At 65.5% G+C, this 20,918-nt stretch carries 27 protein-coding genes and 1 other RNA gene; 11 read left to right on the plus strand and 17 right to left on the minus strand.

Annotated elements, in window-relative coordinates:
- Positions 1-60 precede the first annotated feature (60 nt).
- The 5 genes from NZL82_RS16625 to rnpB all read left to right on the plus strand — a co-directional run bounded on the left by NZL82_RS16625 (position 61) and on the right by rnpB (position 3,734).
- The gene (locus NZL82_RS16625; RefSeq protein WP_261270868.1) at positions 61-426 is read left to right on the plus strand and encodes a response regulator; all 366 of its coding nucleotides are present in this window, start codon (positions 61-63) and stop codon (positions 424-426) included.
- A gap of 97 nt (positions 427-523) precedes the next feature.
- Positions 524-1,531 (plus strand): chemotaxis-specific protein-glutamate methyltransferase CheB, encoded by a 1,008-nt coding sequence (gene cheB / locus NZL82_RS16630; RefSeq protein ID WP_261270923.1) that lies wholly within the window; start codon positions 524-526, stop codon positions 1,529-1,531.
- The gene (locus NZL82_RS16635) at positions 1,528-2,433 is read left to right on the plus strand and encodes a protein-glutamate O-methyltransferase CheR (RefSeq protein ID WP_261270869.1); all 906 of its coding nucleotides are present in this window, start codon (positions 1,528-1,530) and stop codon (positions 2,431-2,433) included. Before cheB ends, NZL82_RS16635 begins: the two co-directional genes overlap by 4 nt.
- 66 nt (positions 2,434-2,499) lie before the next feature.
- Positions 2,500-3,189, plus strand: coding sequence for an N-acetylmuramoyl-L-alanine amidase (locus tag NZL82_RS16640; RefSeq protein WP_261270870.1), 690 nt, complete (start codon positions 2,500-2,502; stop codon positions 3,187-3,189).
- Between the two features lie 162 nt (positions 3,190-3,351).
- Positions 3,352-3,734: RNase P RNA component class A (gene rnpB, locus NZL82_RS16645), an RNA gene on the plus strand.
- A 25-nt stretch (positions 3,735-3,759) separates the two neighbouring features.
- Here rnpB and NZL82_RS16650 read toward each other — a convergent pair.
- The 3 genes from NZL82_RS16650 to NZL82_RS16660 all read right to left on the minus strand — a co-directional run bounded on the left by NZL82_RS16650 (position 3,760) and on the right by NZL82_RS16660 (position 7,102).
- The gene (locus NZL82_RS16650) at positions 3,760-4,824 is read right to left on the minus strand and encodes a hypothetical protein (protein WP_261270871.1); all 1,065 of its coding nucleotides are present in this window, start codon (positions 4,822-4,824) and stop codon (positions 3,760-3,762) included.
- A gap of 62 nt (positions 4,825-4,886) precedes the next feature.
- Positions 4,887-5,525 (minus strand): carbonic anhydrase, encoded by a 639-nt coding sequence (locus NZL82_RS16655; protein WP_261270872.1) that lies wholly within the window; start codon positions 5,523-5,525, stop codon positions 4,887-4,889.
- Positions 5,522-7,102: a SulP family inorganic anion transporter gene (locus tag NZL82_RS16660; RefSeq protein WP_405051386.1), complete on the minus strand. Its 1,581-nt coding sequence runs from the start codon at positions 7,100-7,102 to the stop codon at positions 5,522-5,524. Before NZL82_RS16660 ends, NZL82_RS16655 begins: the two co-directional genes overlap by 4 nt.
- A 185-nt stretch (positions 7,103-7,287) precedes the next feature.
- Here NZL82_RS16660 and NZL82_RS16665 point away from each other — a divergent pair, with 185 nt between their 5' ends.
- Positions 7,288-7,827 (plus strand): J domain-containing protein, encoded by a 540-nt coding sequence (locus tag NZL82_RS16665; protein WP_261270874.1) that lies wholly within the window; start codon positions 7,288-7,290, stop codon positions 7,825-7,827.
- Complete coding sequence (locus NZL82_RS16670; protein ID WP_261270875.1) at positions 7,824-8,120, plus strand: (2Fe-2S) ferredoxin domain-containing protein; 297 nt, start codon at positions 7,824-7,826, stop codon at positions 8,118-8,120. Before NZL82_RS16665 ends, NZL82_RS16670 begins: the two co-directional genes overlap by 4 nt.
- Before the next feature lie 117 nt (positions 8,121-8,237).
- On the opposite strand, the gene NZL82_RS16675 is transcribed toward NZL82_RS16670, so the two are convergent.
- Genes NZL82_RS16675 through NZL82_RS16720 form a run of 10 tightly spaced genes read right to left on the minus strand, consistent with a single transcriptional unit; the run spans position 8,238 to position 12,070 of the window.
- The gene (locus tag NZL82_RS16675) at positions 8,238-8,639 is read right to left on the minus strand and encodes a SufE family protein (RefSeq protein WP_261270876.1); all 402 of its coding nucleotides are present in this window, start codon (positions 8,637-8,639) and stop codon (positions 8,238-8,240) included.
- Positions 8,640-8,678: 39 nt separating this feature from the next.
- Entirely contained in the window at positions 8,679-9,347 is a 669-nt protein-coding gene (locus NZL82_RS16680) for a hypothetical protein (protein WP_261270877.1), read from the minus strand.
- Between the two features lie 2 nt (positions 9,348-9,349).
- Positions 9,350-9,589, minus strand: coding sequence for a hypothetical protein (locus tag NZL82_RS16685; RefSeq protein WP_261270878.1), 240 nt, complete (start codon positions 9,587-9,589; stop codon positions 9,350-9,352).
- A 32-nt stretch (positions 9,590-9,621) separates the two neighbouring features.
- Complete coding sequence (locus NZL82_RS16690) at positions 9,622-9,879, minus strand: hypothetical protein (protein WP_261270879.1); 258 nt, start codon at positions 9,877-9,879, stop codon at positions 9,622-9,624.
- Positions 9,880-9,906: 27 nt separating this feature from the next.
- Complete coding sequence (locus NZL82_RS16695) at positions 9,907-10,194, minus strand: hypothetical protein (RefSeq protein ID WP_261270880.1); 288 nt, start codon at positions 10,192-10,194, stop codon at positions 9,907-9,909.
- Between the two features lie 12 nt (positions 10,195-10,206).
- The gene (locus tag NZL82_RS16700; protein ID WP_261270881.1) at positions 10,207-10,503 is read right to left on the minus strand and encodes a hypothetical protein; all 297 of its coding nucleotides are present in this window, start codon (positions 10,501-10,503) and stop codon (positions 10,207-10,209) included.
- Between the two features lie 42 nt (positions 10,504-10,545).
- Positions 10,546-10,929, minus strand: coding sequence for an envelope stress response membrane protein PspC (gene pspC / locus NZL82_RS16705; protein ID WP_261270882.1), 384 nt, complete (start codon positions 10,927-10,929; stop codon positions 10,546-10,548).
- Between the two features lies 1 nt (position 10,930).
- On the minus strand, positions 10,931-11,224 hold the full coding sequence (gene pspB, locus NZL82_RS16710) for an envelope stress response membrane protein PspB (protein ID WP_261270883.1): 294 nt from the start codon (positions 11,222-11,224) through the stop codon (positions 10,931-10,933).
- Position 11,225: 1 nt separating this feature from the next.
- Positions 11,226-11,894: a phage shock protein PspA gene (pspA, locus tag NZL82_RS16715; RefSeq protein ID WP_042483728.1), complete on the minus strand. Its 669-nt coding sequence runs from the start codon at positions 11,892-11,894 to the stop codon at positions 11,226-11,228.
- A gap of 29 nt (positions 11,895-11,923) precedes the next feature.
- Entirely contained in the window at positions 11,924-12,070 is a 147-nt protein-coding gene (locus NZL82_RS16720) for a hypothetical protein (protein ID WP_261270884.1), read from the minus strand.
- A 175-nt stretch (positions 12,071-12,245) separates the two neighbouring features.
- Here NZL82_RS16720 and pspF point away from each other — a divergent pair, with 175 nt between their 5' ends.
- Together pspF and NZL82_RS16730 are read left to right on the plus strand one after the other, a co-directional pair.
- Positions 12,246-13,295, plus strand: coding sequence for a phage shock protein operon transcriptional activator (gene pspF, locus NZL82_RS16725; protein ID WP_261270885.1), 1,050 nt, complete (start codon positions 12,246-12,248; stop codon positions 13,293-13,295).
- A gap of 66 nt (positions 13,296-13,361) precedes the next feature.
- On the plus strand, positions 13,362-13,973 hold the full coding sequence (locus NZL82_RS16730) for a superoxide dismutase (RefSeq protein WP_261270886.1): 612 nt from the start codon (positions 13,362-13,364) through the stop codon (positions 13,971-13,973).
- A gap of 264 nt (positions 13,974-14,237) precedes the next feature.
- On the opposite strand, the gene NZL82_RS16735 is transcribed toward NZL82_RS16730, so the two are convergent.
- Genes NZL82_RS16735 through mtaB form a run of 3 tightly spaced genes read right to left on the minus strand, consistent with a single transcriptional unit; the run spans position 14,238 to position 17,025 of the window.
- Positions 14,238-14,852, minus strand: a complete 615-nt coding sequence (locus tag NZL82_RS16735; protein WP_261270887.1) for a septation protein A — start codon at positions 14,850-14,852, stop codon at positions 14,238-14,240.
- Positions 14,849-15,784, minus strand: coding sequence for a signal recognition particle-docking protein FtsY (gene ftsY, locus NZL82_RS16740; RefSeq protein ID WP_261270888.1), 936 nt, complete (start codon positions 15,782-15,784; stop codon positions 14,849-14,851). The genes NZL82_RS16735 and ftsY overlap by 4 nt, the downstream gene beginning before the upstream one ends.
- On the minus strand, positions 15,781-17,025 hold the full coding sequence (gene mtaB, locus NZL82_RS16745) for a tRNA (N(6)-L-threonylcarbamoyladenosine(37)-C(2))-methylthiotransferase MtaB (RefSeq protein ID WP_261270889.1): 1,245 nt from the start codon (positions 17,023-17,025) through the stop codon (positions 15,781-15,783). The genes ftsY and mtaB overlap by 4 nt, the downstream gene beginning before the upstream one ends.
- On the opposite strand from mtaB, the gene NZL82_RS16750 reads away from it, so the two are divergent.
- The gene (locus NZL82_RS16750; protein WP_261270890.1) at positions 17,024-17,599 is read left to right on the plus strand and encodes a DUF924 family protein; all 576 of its coding nucleotides are present in this window, start codon (positions 17,024-17,026) and stop codon (positions 17,597-17,599) included. The two genes, mtaB and NZL82_RS16750, sit on opposite strands and share 2 nt — an antisense overlap.
- Here NZL82_RS16750 and NZL82_RS16755 read toward each other — a convergent pair.
- Positions 17,574-19,061, minus strand: coding sequence for a bifunctional diguanylate cyclase/phosphodiesterase (locus NZL82_RS16755; protein WP_261270891.1), 1,488 nt, complete (start codon positions 19,059-19,061; stop codon positions 17,574-17,576). The genes NZL82_RS16750 and NZL82_RS16755 overlap by 26 nt on opposite strands.
- Before the next feature lie 329 nt (positions 19,062-19,390).
- Here NZL82_RS16755 and ffh point away from each other — a divergent pair, with 329 nt between their 5' ends.
- Positions 19,391-20,911, plus strand: coding sequence for a signal recognition particle protein (ffh, locus tag NZL82_RS16760; protein ID WP_261270892.1), 1,521 nt, complete (start codon positions 19,391-19,393; stop codon positions 20,909-20,911).
- The last annotated feature ends 7 nt before the right edge of the window (positions 20,912-20,918 follow it).

Genomic DNA, 20,918 nt, shown 5'->3' on the forward strand with positions numbered 1-20,918 from the left:
CAAGCGCTATCATCGACTTTGAGGTCCTGCTTGGACCGCAGAAGTAACAAGGCGTGCCGAATGAAAACCTGTCTCGTCGTCGATGACTCCAAGGTGATCCGAAAGGTCGCTCGGCACATATTGGAAACCCTGGATCTTCAGGTGCGCGAGGCCGGGGACGGGCGCGAGGCGCTGGAGGCGTGTCTGGAATCGGTGCCCGACGTCATCCTGCTCGACTGGAACATGCCGGTCATGAGCGGCATGGATTTCCTGCGGGCCCTGCGCGAGGCCAATCTGCCGCAGCGTCCGCGTATCGTCTTCTGCACCACCGAAAACGGCATGGCGCATATCCGTGCGGCGATCGATGCGGGGGCGGACGAATATATCATGAAGCCGTTCGACCGCGACACGCTGGAGAGCAAGCTCCAGCTCGTCGGTATAATCTGATCCCGTCGGGTCGGTGTCTGTCCGCGATCAAAATGGCGTAACGTCGCAGCCCATAGCGGGGGACGTTGCGTTCGCCTTCGGCGGCGGCCCCACGCGAATCCTGATCGTCGACGATTCGGCCGTCGCCCGTGCCCTGATCGCGCGTCAGATCGAGCCGCATGTCCGCTTCGCCGTGGTCGGTGCGGTCAGCCATGTCGACGCCGCGCTGGCCTTTCTGGCGACCGACCGTGCCGACATCATCCTGCTCGACGTCGCGATGCCGGGCATGGACGGGATCACCGCGTTGCCCAGCCTTTTGGCTGCGGGGCAGGGGGCACGGATCATCATCGTGTCCTCCTCCACCCCGACCGGCGGGGCGGCGGCGGTGCAGGCCCTGGCGCACGGCGCCGCCGACACGCTGGTGAAGCCCAGGCCTCAGGGCCTGTCCGAATTCTCCGACGCGCTGCTTCACAAGCTTGATGCGCTGGCGCTGCGCGGCGAGCGTGTCATGGCAGCGCCGAGCGCTCCGCCGCCCATGATCGGGAAAGCCAGGCCCGAGATCATCGCGATCGGCGCCTCGACGGGCGGCATCCATGCTCTGGCGAAATTGCTGGCGCCGCTCCCCTCCGCGATGACCGTGCCGATCGTCGTGACGCAGCACCTGCCCGCGTCCTTCATGCCCTTCTTTGCGGCGCAACTGACCGCCATGGCACGCCGCCCTTGTGACGTGGCGGAGGACCGGATGCGCTTGCGGCCGGGGCGGATCGTCATCGCACCGGGCGATGCCCACATCACCTTCGCCGAGCTTGGCGATGGCGGGGCCGCCATCCGGTTGCGATACGACCGGGCGAGCAGCGGCTGTTTGCCGTCGGTCGATCCGATGTTCGCTTCGATCGCTCAGATATGGGGTGATCGTGCCTGGGGGATCGTCCTGACCGGCATGGGCCGTGACGGCATGGAGGGCGCGCGCGCGATGAAGGCGGCGGGAGCGACGATGATCGCGCAGGATCGGGAGAGTTCGGTCGTCTGGGGCATGCCGGGTGCGGTCGTCTCCCATGATCTGGCAGACCTTGTCCTGCCGCCCGATACGATCGGCGCGATGATCGCGTCCGGAGCCGTCGCATGACGATGCCGGGCCTGGCCTGGTCGCCGTCCTTTCCCGACCGTGCCGTCGCGCCCGCCTCCGTTTCCGCGCCCGCCGCCTCGGGACAGGCGCTGACCGTGCTCGCCGCGCTGCTGGAGGCGCGAACCGGGCAGCAGATAGCCAGCCATCGCTCGGCGCGGGTCGATACGGTTCTGGTGCCCCTGATGCGCGAGCGGCGATTCGACACGCTGGACCAGCTGGTGTCGGCGGTGCTCGACGGGCGCGATCCCTCGCTGGCGGGGCGGGTGGTCGATGCGCTGGTCAATGGCGAGACCTCCTTCTTCCGCGATCCGCATGTCTTCGACCAGATCCTGACCGTCGTGGCGGAGGTCGAGCGCGCCGGGCGACGCCCGCGAATCTGGTGCGCCGGATGCTCGTCGGGGCAGGAGCCGTTGTCGATCGCGATGCTCTTTGCCGAGCGGCAGCAAAGCGCGGGCCTGTCGATGCCGGAGATCGTCGCGACCGACGTGTCCGATGCGGCGCTGGCGCGGGCGCGGTCGGGCTGCTTCACCCAGTTCGAGGTGCAGCGCGGCCTGCCCATTCGTTATCTGGTTCGTTGGTTCGAGGGGCGTCCGGGAAGCGAATGGGTGGTTCGCCCCGAATTGCTCCGCCATATCAGCTTTCGCCAGATGAACCTCGTCACCGACCCCGTAACGGGCGGCCCGTTCGATCTGGTCCTGTGTCGCAACGTCATGCTTTATTTGTCGCCCGAGGCCAAAAGGCGCGCGTTTCAGACCATCGCCAACGCCATGCGCCCGTCGGCCGGATTGATCCTGGGCGCGGGTGAGACGGTGATCGGCCAGACCGAGTTGTTCCAGCTCGCCCCGATCGGGCGCGGCGTTTACGAGAAATGCATGCCGGAGGATCCCGTTCGCCGCGCATGAGGGCATATCCTTGCGCCCGCGATGCCGCTAACAGGGGCATCGAACCGGGGTCGTTCAGGAGGTTGCATGACGATCGTCGAAACGCCGTCACCAAATTTCGACGCGCGCAGTCTGCCCATCACGATGATCGTATTGCACTATACGGGAATGCAGGACGCGGAATCGGCGATCGCACGCCTGTGCGATCCCGAGGCCAAGGTGTCCTGCCATTATCTGGTCGCCGAGGACGGCACCGTCCTGCGCATGGTCGATGAGGAGAACCGAGCCTGGCATGCCGGCCGCTCGCACTGGCGCGCGATCGAGGACGTGAATTCGGCCAGCATCGGGATCGAGATCGTCAATCCCGGCCATGAATGGGGCTATCGTCCCTTTCCCGACGAACAGATCGCGGCGGTGATGGAATTGGTCGCCGATATCCAGAAGCGGCACGGTATCACCCGCGGCAATATCGTCGGCCATTCCGACATCGCGCCCGCCCGCAAGCGCGATCCGGGCGAACTCTTCCCCTGGGGCGCACTGGCCCGGCGGCGGCTGGCGCTGCCGCGTCCAACCAAGAATCTGATGGACCCGATGTGGACCGAGGCGGGCTTCTGCCTGGCGCTGGAGCGGTTCGGTTATGACGTGACTGACCGGATGGCGGCGATCATGGCGTTCCAGCGGCGCTTCCGCCCCGAATTGATCGATGGTGAGATCGACGCGGAATGCCGGATGATCCTGCTCGCGCTGCTGCTGCCCCGACCGCAGGGGGATGATTGAGGGGGGATTCCCTTGGGCTTCGACTTCGCTCAGCCTGAACGGCTCCTGGGCTAGACACCAACCCCCGTTCAGCCTGAGCGAAGTCGAAGGCCACGCCCCCAACGCCCCCCATCAACCACAAACCCCTTGCCCTCCCGCCCAATCCGTCTACAGCCGCCCCAGTCAGAGGGCCGGGCGGCCGCGGCCTCGGGAAACCGGGGGCGAGGAAAGTCCGGGCTCCACGGAACGACGGTGCCGGGTAACGCCCGGCGGGGGTGACCCTAGGGACAGTGCCACAGAGAGCAGACGGCCACGGCTTCGGCCAGGTCAGGGTGAAAGGGTGCGGTAAAAGCGCACCGCGGTCCCGGTAACGGGAACGGCATGGCAAACCCCACCGGGAGCAAGACCGAATAGGGATGGCATGGCGCGAAAGCGTCGGGGCGTGTTCCCGCCCGCTATCCGGGTTGGTTGCTTGAGGCGATGTGCGAGCATCGTCCTAGAAGAATGGTCGCCCATCCGGCCTTTGCGCCGGTGGACAGAACCCGGCTTACAGGCCCTCTGGCTGATTCCCTCGAAGGGCGCGGTGTCCCGTCAGGACCCCATCGCGCGGGGGTTGATGGATATCGTGCTTCCCTGTGCCTTGGCGGAAGGAGCGCCTTTGGCGATCAAGTCGAATAGCTGTTCGGGACGGGGCAGGGCGTTGAATGAGGGAAAGCTGTCCGCACTGTCGTCGACATGATGGAGCACGACCGAATAGGACATGGATTTGCGCTTCTCGATCTGGCTCATGATGCCGGGGAAGACGTCGATGGTCCGTCCGGCATCGTAAAGCGCCATCATATAGCCGCTGCTGTCCGATCCTTCCCTGCGATAGACGCCATAGGCGGTGTGGGCCGTGCCGTCGCGGCATAGCGGTGCGGTGGGCTTCTCGGGTTCGGACGAGGGGGCGGGCTTGCGATTGGCCAGAACAGCGCTGCTCAACAGATTGGCGAGGACATCGACACCATTGGGCTTTTCCACCTTGGCCTTGGGCAGATGCGCGAAGTCGGTCTGGATTGCGCAAGGGCGGATCGGCACCGCCGGACCCGGATAGGCGGCGGTCGTTGCGATGGCGGGCTTCAGCGCGGCGATGAGGTCGTTCATCGTCCGGTCGAGCGCATCCGCATTCAGCTTTTCGGCGGTCAGCCGGACGACCAGCATCCACTCGCCCATCGGCATGACGGCCAGCGAGGTGCTGCGATAGGGACTGCTGAGCAACGAATAGGTCTGGCGCAACGCGACCGCCGGGCCGGTGCCCGAGGGGGCGAAGGCGACGGGGTCCGCGCTGGCGGGCGCGCCCTTGTCGAAACCCTTGCGCTCCTCGATCGCAGTGCGCGACCGGTCGAACCACAGGGGCACGCTGGGCACCGCCGGATGGAAGAGGAACAGGGTGGCGAAGACGGACTTGTCCGCGCTCTCGAGCTTGACCGCCACGTCCCGCTCGGTCGTCGTCGCATCGGTGATCGCGGTGCGGGTCAGCCCGGCGACGTTGGGCCTGACGATGAGCCGCGTCTGGGCATGCATCCAGCCCTTGTCCGCAGGCACCGCCAGATCGCGCGCCGACGCCGCGCCAGCCATCATGACCGCCGCCAGCGCGGCACCATACCAGAACCGCATATCGTTCTCCCCCCATGGACGGGGCCGAGGCTAGGCGCTCAAAGGGGCGCGATCAAGCACGGTCAGACCAGCACCTTATCCGGTCGTTCCAGCCCGTCGAGATCGGTGTCGGCATCGATCTCCAACAGGGTTTTGATATGTCCGTCGCGAATGTCATAGACCCAGCCGTGCAGCCACAGCTCGCGCTTTTCGGCAAAGGCCTTCTGGATGGTGTCCAGCCGGGCGAGATGGCGCAGCTGCTCCATCACATTGACCTCGACCAGACGGTTGACCTTGGCGCCCTGGTCAGGCTGAGCGTCGATCTCGTCCCGGTGACGGTGGAGAACGTCGCGGGCATTGCCCAGCCACTGGTCGACCGGCCCTTCGGTGCCGCCGTTCAGCGTGGCCAGCACCCCGCCGCAACCATGATGGCCGCACAGGATGACGTGGCGGACGCGCAGCACGTCGACCGCATATTGCACGACGGACAACAGGTTCAGGTCGTCATCATGCACCAGATTGGCGATGTTCCGGTGCAGGAACATGCCGCCCGGCGGGGTCATGGTCATCTGCTCTGGCGTCACCCGGCTGTCGGAGCAACCGATCCACAGAAAGTCCGGCTTCTGCCCCACGGTCTGCCGCTGGAAGAAGTCGGTCTTCTCCTCCAGCAGTTCGGCGGCCCATGCCTTATTGGCGAGCAGGAGTTGCTTATATTCCCTCATGCGTAGCGCACTCCGGTCGAGGGGGCATTGATCATCGGTGCGGTCCGCTCGGCGATGTCGCCGCGCACGATCACGCTGATGCCTCGGAAATCCGCGCCCTTGATGAAGGCGTTGATGATGTCGACATTGTCGAGATCGACATAAGAGGTGGACGACAAGTCGATCAGCAGGTTGGCGCCGTCCGGCACCTTGGCCAGCGACTTCTGCAATTCATATTTGTGGATGAAATACAGGTTGCGCCGCGCGCGGATCAGGCAATCCTCGCCGTCACAGGCAAAGGTCAGCGCGGGGCGGAAGTTGCGCGCGACGACGAAGACGAAACCGACGGTCAGGCCGACCAATATGCCGATCAGCAGGTCGGTGCGCAGGATCGCCAGGATGGTGACGATGAAGGGAATGAACTGCGTCCAGCCCTGCCTGTACCGCTCGGTGAAGAGCTTGGGCTTGCACAGCTTATAGCCGGTCGCGATCAGCACGGCGGCCAGCGCGGCGAGCGGAATCTGGTTCAGCACCACCGGGATCAATGCGACCGACAACAGCAGCCAGGTCGCGTGGAGCATCGTCGACAGCTTGCTTTCCGCACCCGCATCGACATTGGCCGAGGAACGCACGATCACCGAAGTGACCGGCAGGCCGCCCAGCAGGCCCGACACGATGTTGCCGCCGCCCTGCGCCATCAACTCCCAATTCTTGTCGGTGGTCCGGCGACGCGGGTCGAGTTCGTCCACCGCCTTGACGCTCAGCAGCGATTCCAGGCTGGCGACGATGGCGAGGGTGATGGCGGTCGTCCACACCGCGCCCGTGCCGATCGCGGCGAAATCGGGGAGCTGGAACTGACCGACGAATTCCGACGCGCTGCCCGCCACCGGTACCTGGACCAGATGGCTGCCGACCAGTTTCCAGTCGGGGCGGACCGCGCCCAGGATCATGTTGCCGACCACGCCGATCACGACGACCACCAGAGGGCCCGGCAACAGCCGCAACGGACCCTGTTTGGGCTTGGCGTGATCCCACCAGAACAGGAAGGCGAGCGAGATCGCACCGATCAGGACCGCACCGGGCGCGATGTCGTTGCTGACGCTGGTCCACAAATCGGTGAAGGTATTGCCGCCCGCCCGGCTGGCATATTCGAAGCTGCCCTCGAAATCGCCGTCATAGCCGATGGCATGGGGTATCTGCTTGAGGATCAGGATCAGGCCGATCGCCGCCAGCATGCCGGTGATGACCGACGAGGGGACGAACTCGGCCAGCACCCCGGCCCGCGTGAAGGAGAAGGCGAGTTGCAGGATGCCCGCCAGCACCACCGCGAGCAGAAAGACCTGGAAACTCGGCAACCGCTCGATCGCCTCGAACACAATGACGGTCAGGCCCGCGGCAGGCCCCGCAACCGAGAGCGGCGATTTGGACAGAAAGCCGACGACCAGGCCACCGGCGATACCCGCGATCATCCCCGCGAAAGGCGGTGCCCCGGATGCGACCGCGACGCCCAGACACAGCGGCAGGGCGACCAGCGCCACCACGATCGAAGCTGGCACGTCCGCCCTCGCGGTGGCCAGAAAAGAACGGTTTTGGGCCACGACGGCTCCCGACAAGCTAGCGTCCGCATATGTCCGGTAAGGACATGAATATATGATGACGCCGTTGTCATGAACGACGTTCTGGCGGACGGTCAAGCGTTTCCAGCGGCCATTTCGGGCCTTGCTGATACAAAGCAATCGCGTCGATGCTTGCACCGCGAGCCAAGTCGCTTAAATCGAGCCGCGTGGCGCGTTCTACTACCCGATCCAATGACTGGGGCTTTCCTCGCTGGCGCAGCTATGGCGCGGCGCGGGAGGCCAAGCCCGTGCGAATCTGCGACCGGCATGGTTGCGACCAGCCCGGCAATTGTCCGGCCCCCAAATCGCCCAACAGCCCCGACCGCTGGTATTTCTGCGAGGCACACGCCGCCGAGTATAATCGCGGCTGGGACTATTTTCAGGGCTTGAGTGCCGAAGAAGCCGCCGCACGGGAGGCCTCCGAACGGCGGACCAGCGCGGGCTATGCCCAATCGAAGCATCAGGCCTGGGCCGGTCCCGGCGATGGCACCCGCTCGCGCGACGAGATGCGCGCGCTCGACGCGCTGGGGCTGGAGCCCGATGCCGAGTTCGACCTGATCCGCGCGACGTGGCGCGGGCTGGCCAAGGCGAATCATCCCGATATCCGTCCGAACGATCCCGAAGCGGCGACCAAGTTCCAGCAGGTGCAGGCGGCATATGAAGTCCTGCGCGCGGCGGAGGAACGGCGGAGCTGGAAGCCCGAATGATCCGTCGCGCCAAGGCGGATTGGGAAACGACGGTCCTGGTCTGCGGCAAATGTTCGAAGAAGGTCGGCGGCGGGTTCGGGCCGAAGGGCAAGACGCCGCTTGCCAAGGCGCTCCGGCGGATATTCGGCAAGGGGCGCAAGGCGTCGGTCGGGGTGATCGAGACCAAGTGCCTGGGGCTGTGCCCGAAAAATGCGGTGACGTTGGTCGATGGGCGCAAGCCGGGCGAGTGGCTGGTCGTGACGCCGGACGAGGATGTGGAGGCGATTGCGGCGCGGTTGGGACGGGGAGCCTGATCGGCGGCCGTTCGGGCGTGGCCTTCGACTTCGCTCAGGCTGAACGGAGGTTATAGCGGTTGGCCCCCACATCACTCCGTTTGGCCTGAACGGATTCGAAGGCCAGGCGGTTGCCCCTCAATACCGCCCTGCCGTCTCGCGGATCAGCGCGATCATATTGGGAATCCCCTGGGTCCGGTTCGAGCTCAACTGGTTCCGCAAGTCGAACGGCGCCAGCTCGCCCTCGATGTCGGTCGCCAGTATCTCTGCGGGCGTCCTGTCCTGCACGGTCTTCAGGACCAGCGCGATGATCCCCTTGGTGATCGCCGCGTTCGAGTCCGCCAGGAAATGCAGGCCATCATTATCCCCCTTGGTCGGGTAGACCCAGACCGAGGCCGAACAGCCGCGCACCAGCGTCGCGTCCGTCTTCAGCGCGTCCGGCATCGGTTCCAGCGCGCGGCCGAGGTCGATCAGCAGGCGATAGCGATCGTCGGCGTCGAGGAATTCATATTCGTCGCGGATTTCGGCAAGATCGGACATGGTGCCCGCGCTACCGTGGTTCGCGCGCGCCGACAACCGTCAGTCCTTGAGCAGTGCGTCCACCGATCCGCCATTACGCGCCAGTTCGGCCGCGACCCGGCGGCGTCCTTCATAATAGGTCAGTATGCGGGCATTCGGATCCAGCTTGCGGATACGCGCTTCGTCCTCCGGGTGAATGCTGGTCTCGCGCGCGACATAGTCGGGATAGCCCTCGCGCTTCCAGGCGGGCAGGCGCTGCGCCGCCCATTCGCCGATATGGTCCGCGACCAGCCGGTGGGTCATCTCATACGCGATGGTGCCCGACAGCGTCCGCACCCCGCCCAGGGCCGCGCCGTTGGTCACGCGGTCCGCCGCGATCACGCTGCGGTTGAAGATCAGCGCATGGCCGAAGGGCCGCCGAAAGGCGATCGAGCCCCGTGCTCCGATCGACAGCACATCCCAGCGCCAGCCGCCATCGGTCAGCACGACCTCTCGCGCCAGTCCCGGCCGATCGAGCGGGCTTGCCGCCAGCAGCGTGTCGGCGCGGGCGAGCACGCGCCCCATCGCGGCACGGTCGATCGGCTGTTCGGCGAGAACAGTCGTCGATCCGAAATCGGCCCGATAGGGAAAGGCGAGCGCGGCGGGGACATGGACGACCCCGGCGACGATCACCGCGCCGCCACAGGCGATCCGGGTGCCCCAGCGGCGAAGGGCGGCGGAACGCGCCATGGTCAGAGATCCACGCCCGCCGCAATGGCTTCGAGCTTGCGGATGCGCTCCTTCAGGTCCGCCATCTCGATGCGCGACGCCGCCGAGCTGGCGGGCGGGTAGGGCATGTCATGGGTGCGGTCGAACTCGCGGCTCTTGAGCTGCAACCAGCCGCGCCAGCCGGCGAGGCCCGCGGTGACGATCATCGCCAGGCCGGCCAATCCGGCGGTCGCGATCACGATGTAAAGATTGGTGTCGGTCATGATCCGGGCTCCCTGTCCGTATCAATGGTGGTTCAGCGGTCGCGCAGGCGCTCGATCTCGCGGTCGAGGTCGATGCTCTTGTGCTGGTCGGTGATGACGCGCTCCAGCACCTGGATGCGTTCCTTGAGCTGCTGAACCTCGGCGCGCAGCGCCTGGGTGTCGCGGGCCCCTTCGCCGCGCAGATGCTCGACGATGTCGAGGCCGGGCGAGCGCTTGTGCTTGGCCTTGAAGATGCTGGCGATCATCACGATTGCGACGATCATGACGACCATGAACTGTCCGCCGGACATAGCGGTAACTCCCCTTTAGATTTTATGTCAGTGTTCGATGCGGGCGGGCATTTCGCCGGGCGCGCGGAGGCCGTCGATCTCATCGCTCAAGCCCAGGCCGCGATCGGTGACGATCCGCTCCAGCACCCGGACCCGCTGTTCGAGCCGTTCGGCCTGGGCCGCATATTGCGCCGCCTTTTCCGCGACCATCGAAGCTTCGGTGGCCAGCCGCTTTTCGCGGTAGGCGAACCAGGGCTTGATGACGACGCCGCCGATGATCGCAACCATGCCGCAGCTGATGCCGAAGAGCGGGATCAGGATAGCGAAATCATGCATCGCTTCTCTCCCTCAACGATCACGCAAGCTGTCGATTTCGCGGGCGGTCCGCTCGGCGGGGTCGGTGGCGATCCGTTCCAGGACGGCGATCCGCTCTTCCAACCGGCTGACCTGGCCGACCAGCTTCTGGTTCTCGGCGGTCAGCAACTCGACCTTGCGGCTCTCTCCAAGATCGCCCTTGTGGGTCATGCCGCCCCATTCATATTCCAGGCTATAGCCGTGCTTGGCACGGATCCAGGTGGTGACCACCCACGCGATCATCGAGATCGAGATGATCGCCAGGACGAAACCGGGTCCTCCCGAAGACATAATCCATACTCCCATAGGATAGTTGATATGTGGCCCCGGCGATCAGCGCAGGCTGTCGATCTCGTCGGCCAGTTGGCGGTTGCGGCTGGTGTAATGCAGCTCGATATCGGCGAGGCGACGATCGAGATCGCGGAACTTCGAGCGGACCTCGGCGGTCGAGCGGCGCGGATTGCTGCGCACGCCCTGCCAGAATTTGGCGTCCTCGTCCGACTGGTAAAGGCCGATCGGCTTGGCCGTCGCCATCCAGGCGACCAGGATATAGGCGAGCGGAACCCATGGCATACCGACCCCGGTGACGGTCAGCAGGACCGCGGCGATGCGGACCCAGAGGACGTCGACGCCGGTATAGTCGGCGATGCCGGCGCACACGCCCTTGAACTTGGCATTCTGCTTGTCGAGATAGAATTGGGTGCGGCTGGCGGTCATCTCAATTCCTCCGATCGAGGCTGTAGTCGGTGCGGCTCAGGCGGCTTTCGGGGCGCCATTCGGGCTGCGACAGGCTGGGTTTGAAGTCGGGGTTGTCGGCCGCGACGATCCGTTCGACCGTGTTCAGCCGGTCTTCCAGACGCCGGGCGAGCAGGTGAAGCTCGTCGAGCAGCTGCTCGTCCTCATGGGTGATCTTCGGCGCCTGCTTCCACTTCGTCATATAGTGGAGGAACAACCAGGGCAGCGCGATGAAGATCGAGACGATCGGGACTGCGATGTTGAAGAAATCCTCCATCTCACTCCCCCTTGTTCAGGCGCGCCTTGAGCGCGGCGAGTTCGGCATCGACCCGGTCCGAGGCGCGCAGTTCGGCGATCTCGTCCTCCAGCGTCTTGGGGTTGGCGCCCAGGCCCAGCGCTTCCGCGCGGCCCTCGGCCTCGTCCACCTTGCGCTCCAGAATGTCGAAGCGGCTGAACGCGTCGTGCGTCTTGGGGCCATTCCACATCTCGCGCAGGCGATAGCGGTTGTTGGCGCTTTCCAGACGGGTCTGGACCGCATTCTGCTTGGTCCGGGCCTCGCGCAGTTTATTCTGCAGCTTGGCGATATCCTCTTCCGACGCGCGCAGCGCATCATCGAGCACCTGGACTTCGGCCTTCAGCTGGTCGGCCATGTCGGCGGCCTTCTGACGCTCGATCAGCGCGGCCTTGGCGAGGTCTTCGCGGTCCTTCGACAGCGCCAGCTCGGCCTTTTCGGTCCAGCTGTCCTGAAGCTGGTCCAGCTTCATGATGTGGCGGCGAATTTCCTTCTGATCGGCGATCGTGCGGGCGGCAGAGGCGCGCACCTCGACAAGCGTCTCCTCCATTTCGAGGATGATCATGCGGATCATCTTCGCGGGGTCTTCCGCCTTGTCCAGCAGGTCGGCGAAATTGGCAGCGACGATGTCGCGGGTGCGGGAGAAAATGCCCATCGGATACTCCTTGATGGCGGAATGCGTGATTATGCGATCGGCGCCTCGATCGCTGCAACCGGGGCCGTGGTGGTGGCGACATGCGCGGGGGCGAGGGCGCCCAGCAGGCAGGTGGCGCTCATCACGACGGTGCAGGCGATGGCGGCGATCTGGCGGGTGAAGGTGGTGGCGAACATGGTGAAAACTCCCTGATATCTTTGTTTCGGTCCGCTCGTTGGCGGGATGCCAGAAGCTTTGCAGGAGGCGTGCCAATTTAAAAAACCACGCAAATACAAGGATTTGCTAAATAGTTGCGATGCGCGAACGATTGTGCCCTTGCCAAGGCTTGGGAAAATCCGCCACCTGTTGGGAATGGAGCGTACGAGTCAGGTTATCGGCCAGTCGGGGGCCTTTCTCGACACGCTGGAACGCGCCAGCCGTGCGGCCGCGCTTGATCGTCCGGTGCTGGTCATCGGCGAGCGCGGGACCGGCAAGGAACTGGTCGCCGAGCGTCTCCACCGGCTGAGCGGGCGATGGGACCAGCCCCTGGTCATCATGAACTGCGCCGCGCTGCCCGAGACGTTGATCGAGGCCGAATTGTTCGGGCATGAGGCGGGGGCCTTCACCGGCGCGACCAAGGCGCGGGCCGGGCGGTTCGAGGAGGCCAATGGCGGCACGCTCTTCCTCGACGAATTGGGCACGCTGTCGATGGCGGCGCAGGACCGGCTGCTCCGCGCGGTCGAATATGGCGAGGTGACGCGGATCGGCTCGTCGCGGCCCGTACGGGTCGATGTCCGCATCGTCGCGGCGACCAACGAGCATCTGCCCGACAAGGTCGCCGCGCATCAATTCCGCGCCGACCTGCTCGACCGGCTGTGCTTCGAGGTGGTGACGCTGCCCCCGCTTCGCGCCCGCAAGAGCGACATCATGCTGCTCGCCAATCATTTCGGGCGGCGCATGGCGGCGGAGATCGGGTGGCAGGATTGGCCGGGCTTCGGCGCCACCGCGACCGATGCGCTGATGGAACATCGCTGGCCAGGCAATGTCCGCGAATTGCGCAACGTGGTGGAGCGCGCCGTCTATCGCTGGGATCGCGAGGGGCCGGTCGATGCGATCGAGATCGATCCCTTTCGCTCGCCCTATCGCCCGCAGGGCCAGTCGCCTGCCGCCGCGAGAAGCGAGCAGGCCGGCGCGCCCCTGTCCACTTCCGCGCCGATGAACGACGGCGACGAGGTGGCCGCGTGCGAGGTCGGGCCCTCCGACTTCAAGTCGCGCGTCGCCCGGTTCGAGCGTGAGTTGCTGACCAAGGCGCTGGCCGAAAATCGCTTCAACCAGCGGACCACGGCGGAGTCGCTGGGGTTGAGCTATGACCAGCTTCGCCACGCGCTTCGTCGCCATGATCTGATCGGAACGGTTGCGTAACTCCGTTCGGGGAGCCATTTGAGGTCCCCGGCGTTGCCACAGGCAAACCCCAAAGGAGCATTTACGATGGCTTTCGAACTGCCGCCCCTTCCGTACGACTATGACGCGCTGGAGCCGGTCATCTCCAAGGAGACGATGACGTTCCACCACGACAAGCATCACGCCGCCTATACCAACAAGTTGAACGAGGCGGTCGAGGCGGACTCGTCGCTCCAGGGCAAGTCGATCGAGGACATCCTCGCCACCATCTCGTCCGCCCCGGCGGTCGTCCGCAACAATGGCGGCGGTTTCTGGAACCATGACTTCTTCTGGAAGATCATGACCAAGCCCGGAACGACCCAGCCTTCCGGCAAGCTCGCCGAGGCGATCGAGGCGTTCGGCGGTCTCGACAAGCTGAAGGAAGAGTTCAACACCAAGGGTGCGGGCCAGTTCGGTTCGGGCTGGGCCTGGGTGATCGCGGATGCCGAGGGCAAGCTGAAGGTCACTTCGACCCCCAACCAGGACAACCCCCTGATGGACGTCGTCACCGACAAGGGCACGCCGATCCTGGGTAACGACGTGTGGGAGCACGCCTATTACCTGACCTACATGAACGACCGTCCGGGCTATCTGAAGGCCTGGTGGGATGTGGTGAACTGGGACGAGGCCGGTCGCCGGTACGAGGCGGCGGTCGCGTAATTTCGCGGCTATCCGGTTCGGATAAGGGAAAGGGCGACTCCGCGAGGGGCCGCCCTTTCTGATTCCTGTACGCTGAAAATGTGCCCCACCCCGGCGAAGGCCGGGGCCCAGTCTCCACCAAGTCGAGGCTATGCTGGAGCGGCGAGGGGGAGGCAAATGCCACCGGCCGCCATTGCTTCCCACGCGAAGTCTGACCGCGCCTCCCACCTCACCGCAACTGGGCCCCGGCCTTCGCCGGGGTCGTGCCGGGAGTGGGGAGGATCGTCATTCCACCGGCGGTTCGTCGACCTTCGCTTCTTCGGTATTCAACCCATGCTTCAACAGCATCGGGATATTCGCGACCGCAAAGCCCAGCGTCAGCGGCATCGCGCCCCACAGCTTGAACCCGACCCAGAAATCCCAGGTCGAATTGCGCCAGACCGCTTCGTTCAGCACTGCCATGAAGGCGAAGAAGATCGCCCAATTGCGCGTCAGCTTCTGCCATCCCTCCGGGGTCAGACCCGAATAGACGCTGCCCAACACCATCTGGATCAACGGCCGCCCGGTCACCAGCCCGAAGAACAGGATCGCGGAGAACATCGCATAGACGATGGTCGGCTTCATCTTGATGAAGCGCTCGTCGTGGAAATACAGGGTCAGCCCGCCGAACACGACGACCAGCGCTCCCGACATCCACAGCATCGGCGAGATGCGGCCCAGCTTCATCTTGCTGACGATCATCGACACCACGGTCGCCGCCATGAACACGCCCGTCGCGACCAGTACGCGCGTCAATGGCCCCAGCGGCGCCAGGAAATTGACCGCGAAGAACAGGATCAGCGGACCATATTCGATTCCGGCCTTCAAACCGGCACTCGCTTCCTTTTCGGGCGCGCTCACTTCCGGCCTCCCTCGATCCCGGCGATGATCCGGCTGACTTCGTTGGCGTCGAACGGACGCAGGTCGGTCATGCCTTCGCCGACGCCGATGGCATGGATGGGGAGGCCGTATTTCTCCGCCGCCGCGACCAGCACGCCGCCGCGCGCGGTGCCGTCCAGCTTGGTCATGACCAGCCCGGTGACGCCTGCCACATCCTTGAACACCTCGATCTGGTTGAGCGCATTCTGGCCGGTGGTCGCGTCGAGGACCAGCAGGATGTCATGCGGCGCCTCGGGGTTCAGGCGGCCCAGCACGCGGCGGATCTTGGACAGCTCGTCCATCAGTTCGCGCTTGTTCTGGAGCCGCCCGGCGGTGTCGACGATCAGCACGTCGATGCCGGTCGCAGTCGCCTGCTTCACCGCCTCATAGACGATGCCCGCCGCGTCGCCGCCTTCCTTGCCCGAGACGATCGGCACGCCCACGCGCTCGGCCCAGGTGGCGAGCTGGCCGATGGCGGCGGCGCGGAAGGTGTCGCCCGCGGCCAGCATCACGCCATAATCCTGCTCCATGAACAGATGCGCGAGCTTGGCGATCGTCGTGGTCTTGCCCGATCCGTTGACGCCGATGACCAAGATCACCTGCGGCCGGGGAAAGGCGTCGATCTCCAAGGGCGTGGCGACCTTGGCCAGCGCCTTTTCCACCTCCTCGGCGACGACCAAGCGGATGCCCAGGTCTTCCATGTTCCGCTCGAAGCTGCCTTCGGACAGGCGGGTACGGATATGCCCGGCCGTTTCGGGGCCCAGATCGGAGGCGATCAGCGCTTCCTCGATCTCGTCCAGCGTCTCCTCGTCGAGCCGTGCGGTGCCGAGCCCGGCGAGATTGCCGACCAGCCGGTCCGATGTGCGACGGAAACCGCCGAGCAGCTTTTCGTGCCAGGAGGAGGAAGAACTCATGCCAATTGTCCGATCAGATGGGTTTCGGTCGCCGCCATGACCCGAACGCGGGCGATGCTGCCCGGTTCGGTGGCGGGGGAAAAATGAATGTCGGCGAAGTCGGGGGCGTGGCCGCGCGTGCCCGGCCGCTCGACCAGAACGTCGCGGGTCTGACCGACCTGCGCCGCCAGCCAGTGGCGACGGCGACGGGCGGCTGCCTCGCGCAATCGTGCCGCGCGTTCGCGACGCAGCGGGTGTGGCACCTGCGGCATTCGTGCGGCAGGGGTGCCGTCGCGCGCCGAATAGGGGAAGATATGGGCGTGCACGATCTGCGCATCGTCGATTAGCGCCAGCGTATCCGCCGCCATCGCTTCGTCTTCGGTCGGGAAACCCGCGATCAGGTCGGCACCGATCGCAATCTCGGGCCGCGCGGTCAGCAGTCGCTCGACGATCGCGACCGATTGCGCGCGGCTGTGGCGGCGCTTCATCCGCTTGAGAATCAGGTCATTGCCCGCCTGGAGCGAGAGATGGAGATGCGGCATCACCCGCGGCTCGCCCGTCACCAGCTCGAACAGCCTATCGTCGATCTCGATCGAGTCGAGCGAGGACAGGCGAAGGCGGGGCAGGGTAGGGACGTGCGTCAGAATTCGCTCGACCAACTGGCCGAGAGAGGGTGCCCCAGGCAGGTCATGGCCATAGCTGGTCAGGTCTACCCCGGTCAGCACGACCTCCTGGTGACCCAGCTCGACCGCGCGCGTGATGCGCTCGATCACCAACCCGGCGGGGACCGAGCGGCTGGGGCCGCGCCCGGTCGGGATGATGCAGAAGGTGCAACTATGGTCGCAGCCATTCTGGACTTCCACGAAGGCGCGGGCATGCCCGGCAAAGGCGGCGGCCAGATGCGGCGCCGTCTCCACCACCTGGGACAGGTCGGTGACCAGCATCGGTTCGGCCGAGGCCCAGCTTTCGGGGCGCAGCTTGTCGGCATTGCCCAGCACGCGCGCGACCTCTGGCATGGCGGCGAAGCTGGCGGGGTCGATCTGGGCCGCGCATCCGGTCACGACGATCTCGGCATCGGGCCGGGCCTTGGCCGCGCGTCGGATCGCCGCGCGGGTCTGCTTCACCGCCTCATTGGTGACGGCGCAGCTATTGACGACGACCATGTCCTCGCGCCCCGCGGCCAGCGCGCGGATCGTTTCGCTTTCGGCGATGTTGAGGCGACAGCCCAGACTGATGATCTCGGGCCCTGAGGGGGACGACATGATTGCTGATCTAGGGATGGATGAACGACGTGTCCACGCGGAGGCGCGGGACATAGTCGACTTCTGGTTCGCGCTGCCACCCGAAAAGCATTTCACCAAGGACGATGCGCTCGACCGGGTGATCGCGGAGCGGTTCGGTCGTCTGCGCGATCAGGTGCTGGCGACGGCGGCGGCCGGATGGCGCGACGATCCCGACACGCTGCTGGCGGCGATCCTGTTGCTCGACCAGTTTTCGCGCAATCTGCATCGGGGATCGGCGCAGGCCTATACCGCCGATCCGCTGGCGCTGGACCTTTGCCTGTCGGCGATCGATGCGGGATGGGAGGATCGTTATCCGCCCGAGCGGCGGATCTTCGTCTATATGCCGCTGATGCACGCCGAATCCCGTGCCATGCAGGATTCGAGCGTCGCGAAGTTCGCCGAATTGGGCCTGGACGACAATCTTACCTTCGCGCGCGATCATCGCGAGGTGATCCGGCAATATGGCCGCTTTCCCAGCCGCAACGAAGCGCTGGGCCGTACCTCTACCGAGGAGGAGCGGATATATCTCAGCCGGCCAGACGCGGGCTGGTGATCGGCGCGGCGGCCACGCCCGCCAGCAAGCGCTTTTCCGCCAACAGCTGACGCACCTGCGCCAGATCGAGCAGCGGGCCGTAGAGCGGCCCCTGGCCGTGCGAGCATCCCATCTCGCGCAGCCGTGCCTCGGTCTCGGCATCGCGAAGACCCTTGGCGGCGATGGGCAAATGGAGATTGTCGCCCAACTGGACGATGGCGGAAACGATCGCGCCGCAATCGGGATCGGCAGTCATGTTGCGGATGAAATCCGGGTCGATCCGTACCCGGTCGAAGGGCAGCACGCGCAGATGCGCCAGGCTGGAATGGCCGCTGCCGAAATGGTCCAGGGCCAGCGCGATCCCCTGATTCTTCAGGCTGATCACGATCGATTGCGCCAGCGCCAGATTGGCGAACAGCGTGTTCTCGGTGATCTCGATTTCCAACCGATGCGCCGGGAAACCGCACTCGGTCAGCGTCTTGATGATCTTCTGCGCCAGCCAGGCGTCCTGGAACTGCGAAGCGACCATCGGCACGGACAGGGTGATCGACGGGTCCCAGTCGCGCGCACCGGCCATCGCCTGTCGCATCAGGCTGAGCGAAACTTCACCCGACAGGCCGCATGCCTCCGCCACCGGCAGGAAGCGGTCGGCGGTGATCGCGCCCAGCACGGGATGCTCCCAATGCCCCGATACTTCGAACCCGGTCAGGCGACCGGTGCCCAGATCGACCTGCGGCTGGAAACGCGGGCGGATATGTCCATCGGCCAGCGCGGTGCGAAGGTCGGTGACGATCAGGTTGCGCTCCGCCATGGCGTCTTCCATCGCGGGGGCGAACCATAAGGGCTTGCCGTCGCCGCGCGTCTTGGCGGTGATCAGTGCCAGATCGGCCTGGCGGATCAACTGGTCGATCGTCGCTGTGCCACCCTCGACCGCGGCCATCGCGATGGCGGTGCGGGGAGCGAAATCCTGATCGGCGAGGCGGATGGGCTGACCCAGCCGGATGGCAAGACGATCGGCCAGACGGTCGATCCGGTCGCGCGCGCGCGGATCATAGGAGACGAGGCAGCCGAAACAGTCGCTTTCGAACCGCGCGACGATTGCTTCGGACGGGGCCTCCGCGCGGATCGTCTTGGCGACATGCTGCAGCAGGCTGTCGCCGGCCTCATGCCCATGCGACCCGGCAAAGGCACGAAACCGGTCGATGTCGAGCAGCAGCAGGGCGACCCCGCGTTTGCGGCGCCGCATCGCCTCCACCATCACCTGGCCGCTGTCATGGAAGAAGCGCCGGTTCGCCAGTCCGGTCAGAGGATCGCGCTGGTCGGGGGCGGCCCTTTTTTGCGCGTGAAGCGCGGGCAGGCGCCAGTAAACGACGGTGGACGCCGTCGCGGTCGCAAAGAGCAGCAATTTGGCAGGCTGATCGTATCCCAGCTCGATCAGAAGGATAGCGACGGCGAGCAGAAGAGTGCCGACCCCCACCGCCACGCTGACGAGGCGCGCGGGGACATTGGTGTGGGCATCGTTCCTGTGCGACCCGGACATGTGAAAATGGGTCGCATGTAAGTTATGTACAACCCATTAACGCCGCGCCTGACCGCCCCGTCGATGCGCTGACCCGCCGGTGCCGGCCGTCCCGAATTGGGCCGACTTGCGCCGGACGGCATTTTCCCATAAGAGCCACACCAAGTTCCGTTTCGGAATGTGAAAGTGAAGCGCCCAAGGGTGCACGCTGGCCGGCGAGGTTTCGCCCGCCGGCGCTTTTGTGTTTGGACGGATCGGGTTGGCTTTCGGGCCGGTTTTGTTGAGGTGAGGCGATGTTCGACAGCTTGAGCGATCGGCTTGGCGGCGTTTTCGACCGCCTCCGCGGCCGTGGTGCGCTGACCGAGGCGGATGTCCGTACCGCGATGCGCGAAGTCCGCGTCGCGCTGCTGGAGGCGGACGTCGCGCTGCCCGTCGCGCGCGACTTCGTCGACAAGGTCACCGAACAGGCGGTCGGCCAGAACGTCCTGCGTTCGATCACGCCGGGCCAGCAGGTCGTCAAGATCGTCCATGACGCGCTGGTCGCGATGCTGGGCGCGGATGCCAGCGAGCTTCTGCTCGACGTGACACCGCCCGCCGTCGTGATGATGGTCGGCCTTCAGGGTTCGGGTAAGACCACCACCACCGCGAAGATCGCCAAGCGGCTGTCGAGCGGGGCGATGGGTCGCGAGCGCAAGAAGGTGCTGATGGCGTCGCTCGACGTCAATCGCCCGGCCGCGCAGGAGCAGTTGGCGACGCTGGGTACGCAGGTCGAGGTGTCGACCCTGCCGATCATTAGCGGGCAGCAGCCCGTCGAGATCGCCCGCCGCGCGCTGCAGGCAGCCAAGCTCCAGGGCTATGATGTCCTGATGCTCGACACCGCCGGTCGTCTGCACGTCGACCAGGCGCTGATGGACGAGATGAAGGCGGTGGCGGAGATCGCCCAGCCTCAGGAAATCCTGCTCGTCGTCGACTCGCTGACCGGTCAGGACGCGGTGAACGTCGCGACCAGCTTCTCGGAGCAGGTGCCGCTGACCGGCGTGGTGCTGACCCGTATGGACGGCGATGCGCGCGGTGGTGCGGCGCTGTCGATGCGGGCGGTCACGGGCAAGCCCATCAAGTTCGCCGGCGTCGGCGAAAAGATGGATGCGCTGGAAGCCTTCCACCCTGAACGGGTCGCGGGTCGCATTCTCGGCATGGGCGACGTCGTTTCGCTGGTCGAGCGCGCCGCCGAGTCGATCCAGCAGGAAGACGCCGAGCGCATGGCCAAGAAGATGGCCAAGGGTCAGTTCGACATGGACGACCTGCGCGGCCAGCTTCAGCAGATGCGCCGCATGGGCGGACTTGGCGCGCTGGCGGGCATGATGCCGGGCATGAAGAAGGCGCAGAACGCGCTGGCCGATGCCGGTGGCGACAAGATCCTGCTCCGCATGGATGCGATCATCACCTCGATGACGCCCAAGGAGCGCGGCAAGCCCGAGCTGATCAACGCCAAGCGCAAGATCCGCATCGCCAAGGGTTCCGGCACCACGGTGCAGGACGTGAACAAGCTCCTGAAAATGCATCAGGAAATGTCCACGGCGATGAAGAAGATCAAGAAGATGGGCGGCATCAAGGGCATGATGTCGATGCTCGGCAAGGGCGGCCTTGGCGGTCTGGGCAATGCGCTGGGCGGTCCGCAGATGGGCGAAATGCTCAACAAGGCGGGCAGCAACGGCCTGCCCGGTGGCGGCCTGGGTGGTCTGGGCGGCGGCAAGCTGCCCGACGGGATGCCCAAGCTGCCCCCCGGCTTCGAGAACCTTCTCAAGAAGAAATAACCCCCGC

Source organism: Sphingomonas sp. LC-1 (genome assembly GCF_025371035.1).
In the GTDB taxonomy this organism is placed as follows: domain Bacteria; phylum Pseudomonadota; class Alphaproteobacteria; order Sphingomonadales; family Sphingomonadaceae; genus Sphingomonas; species Sphingomonas sanguinis_E.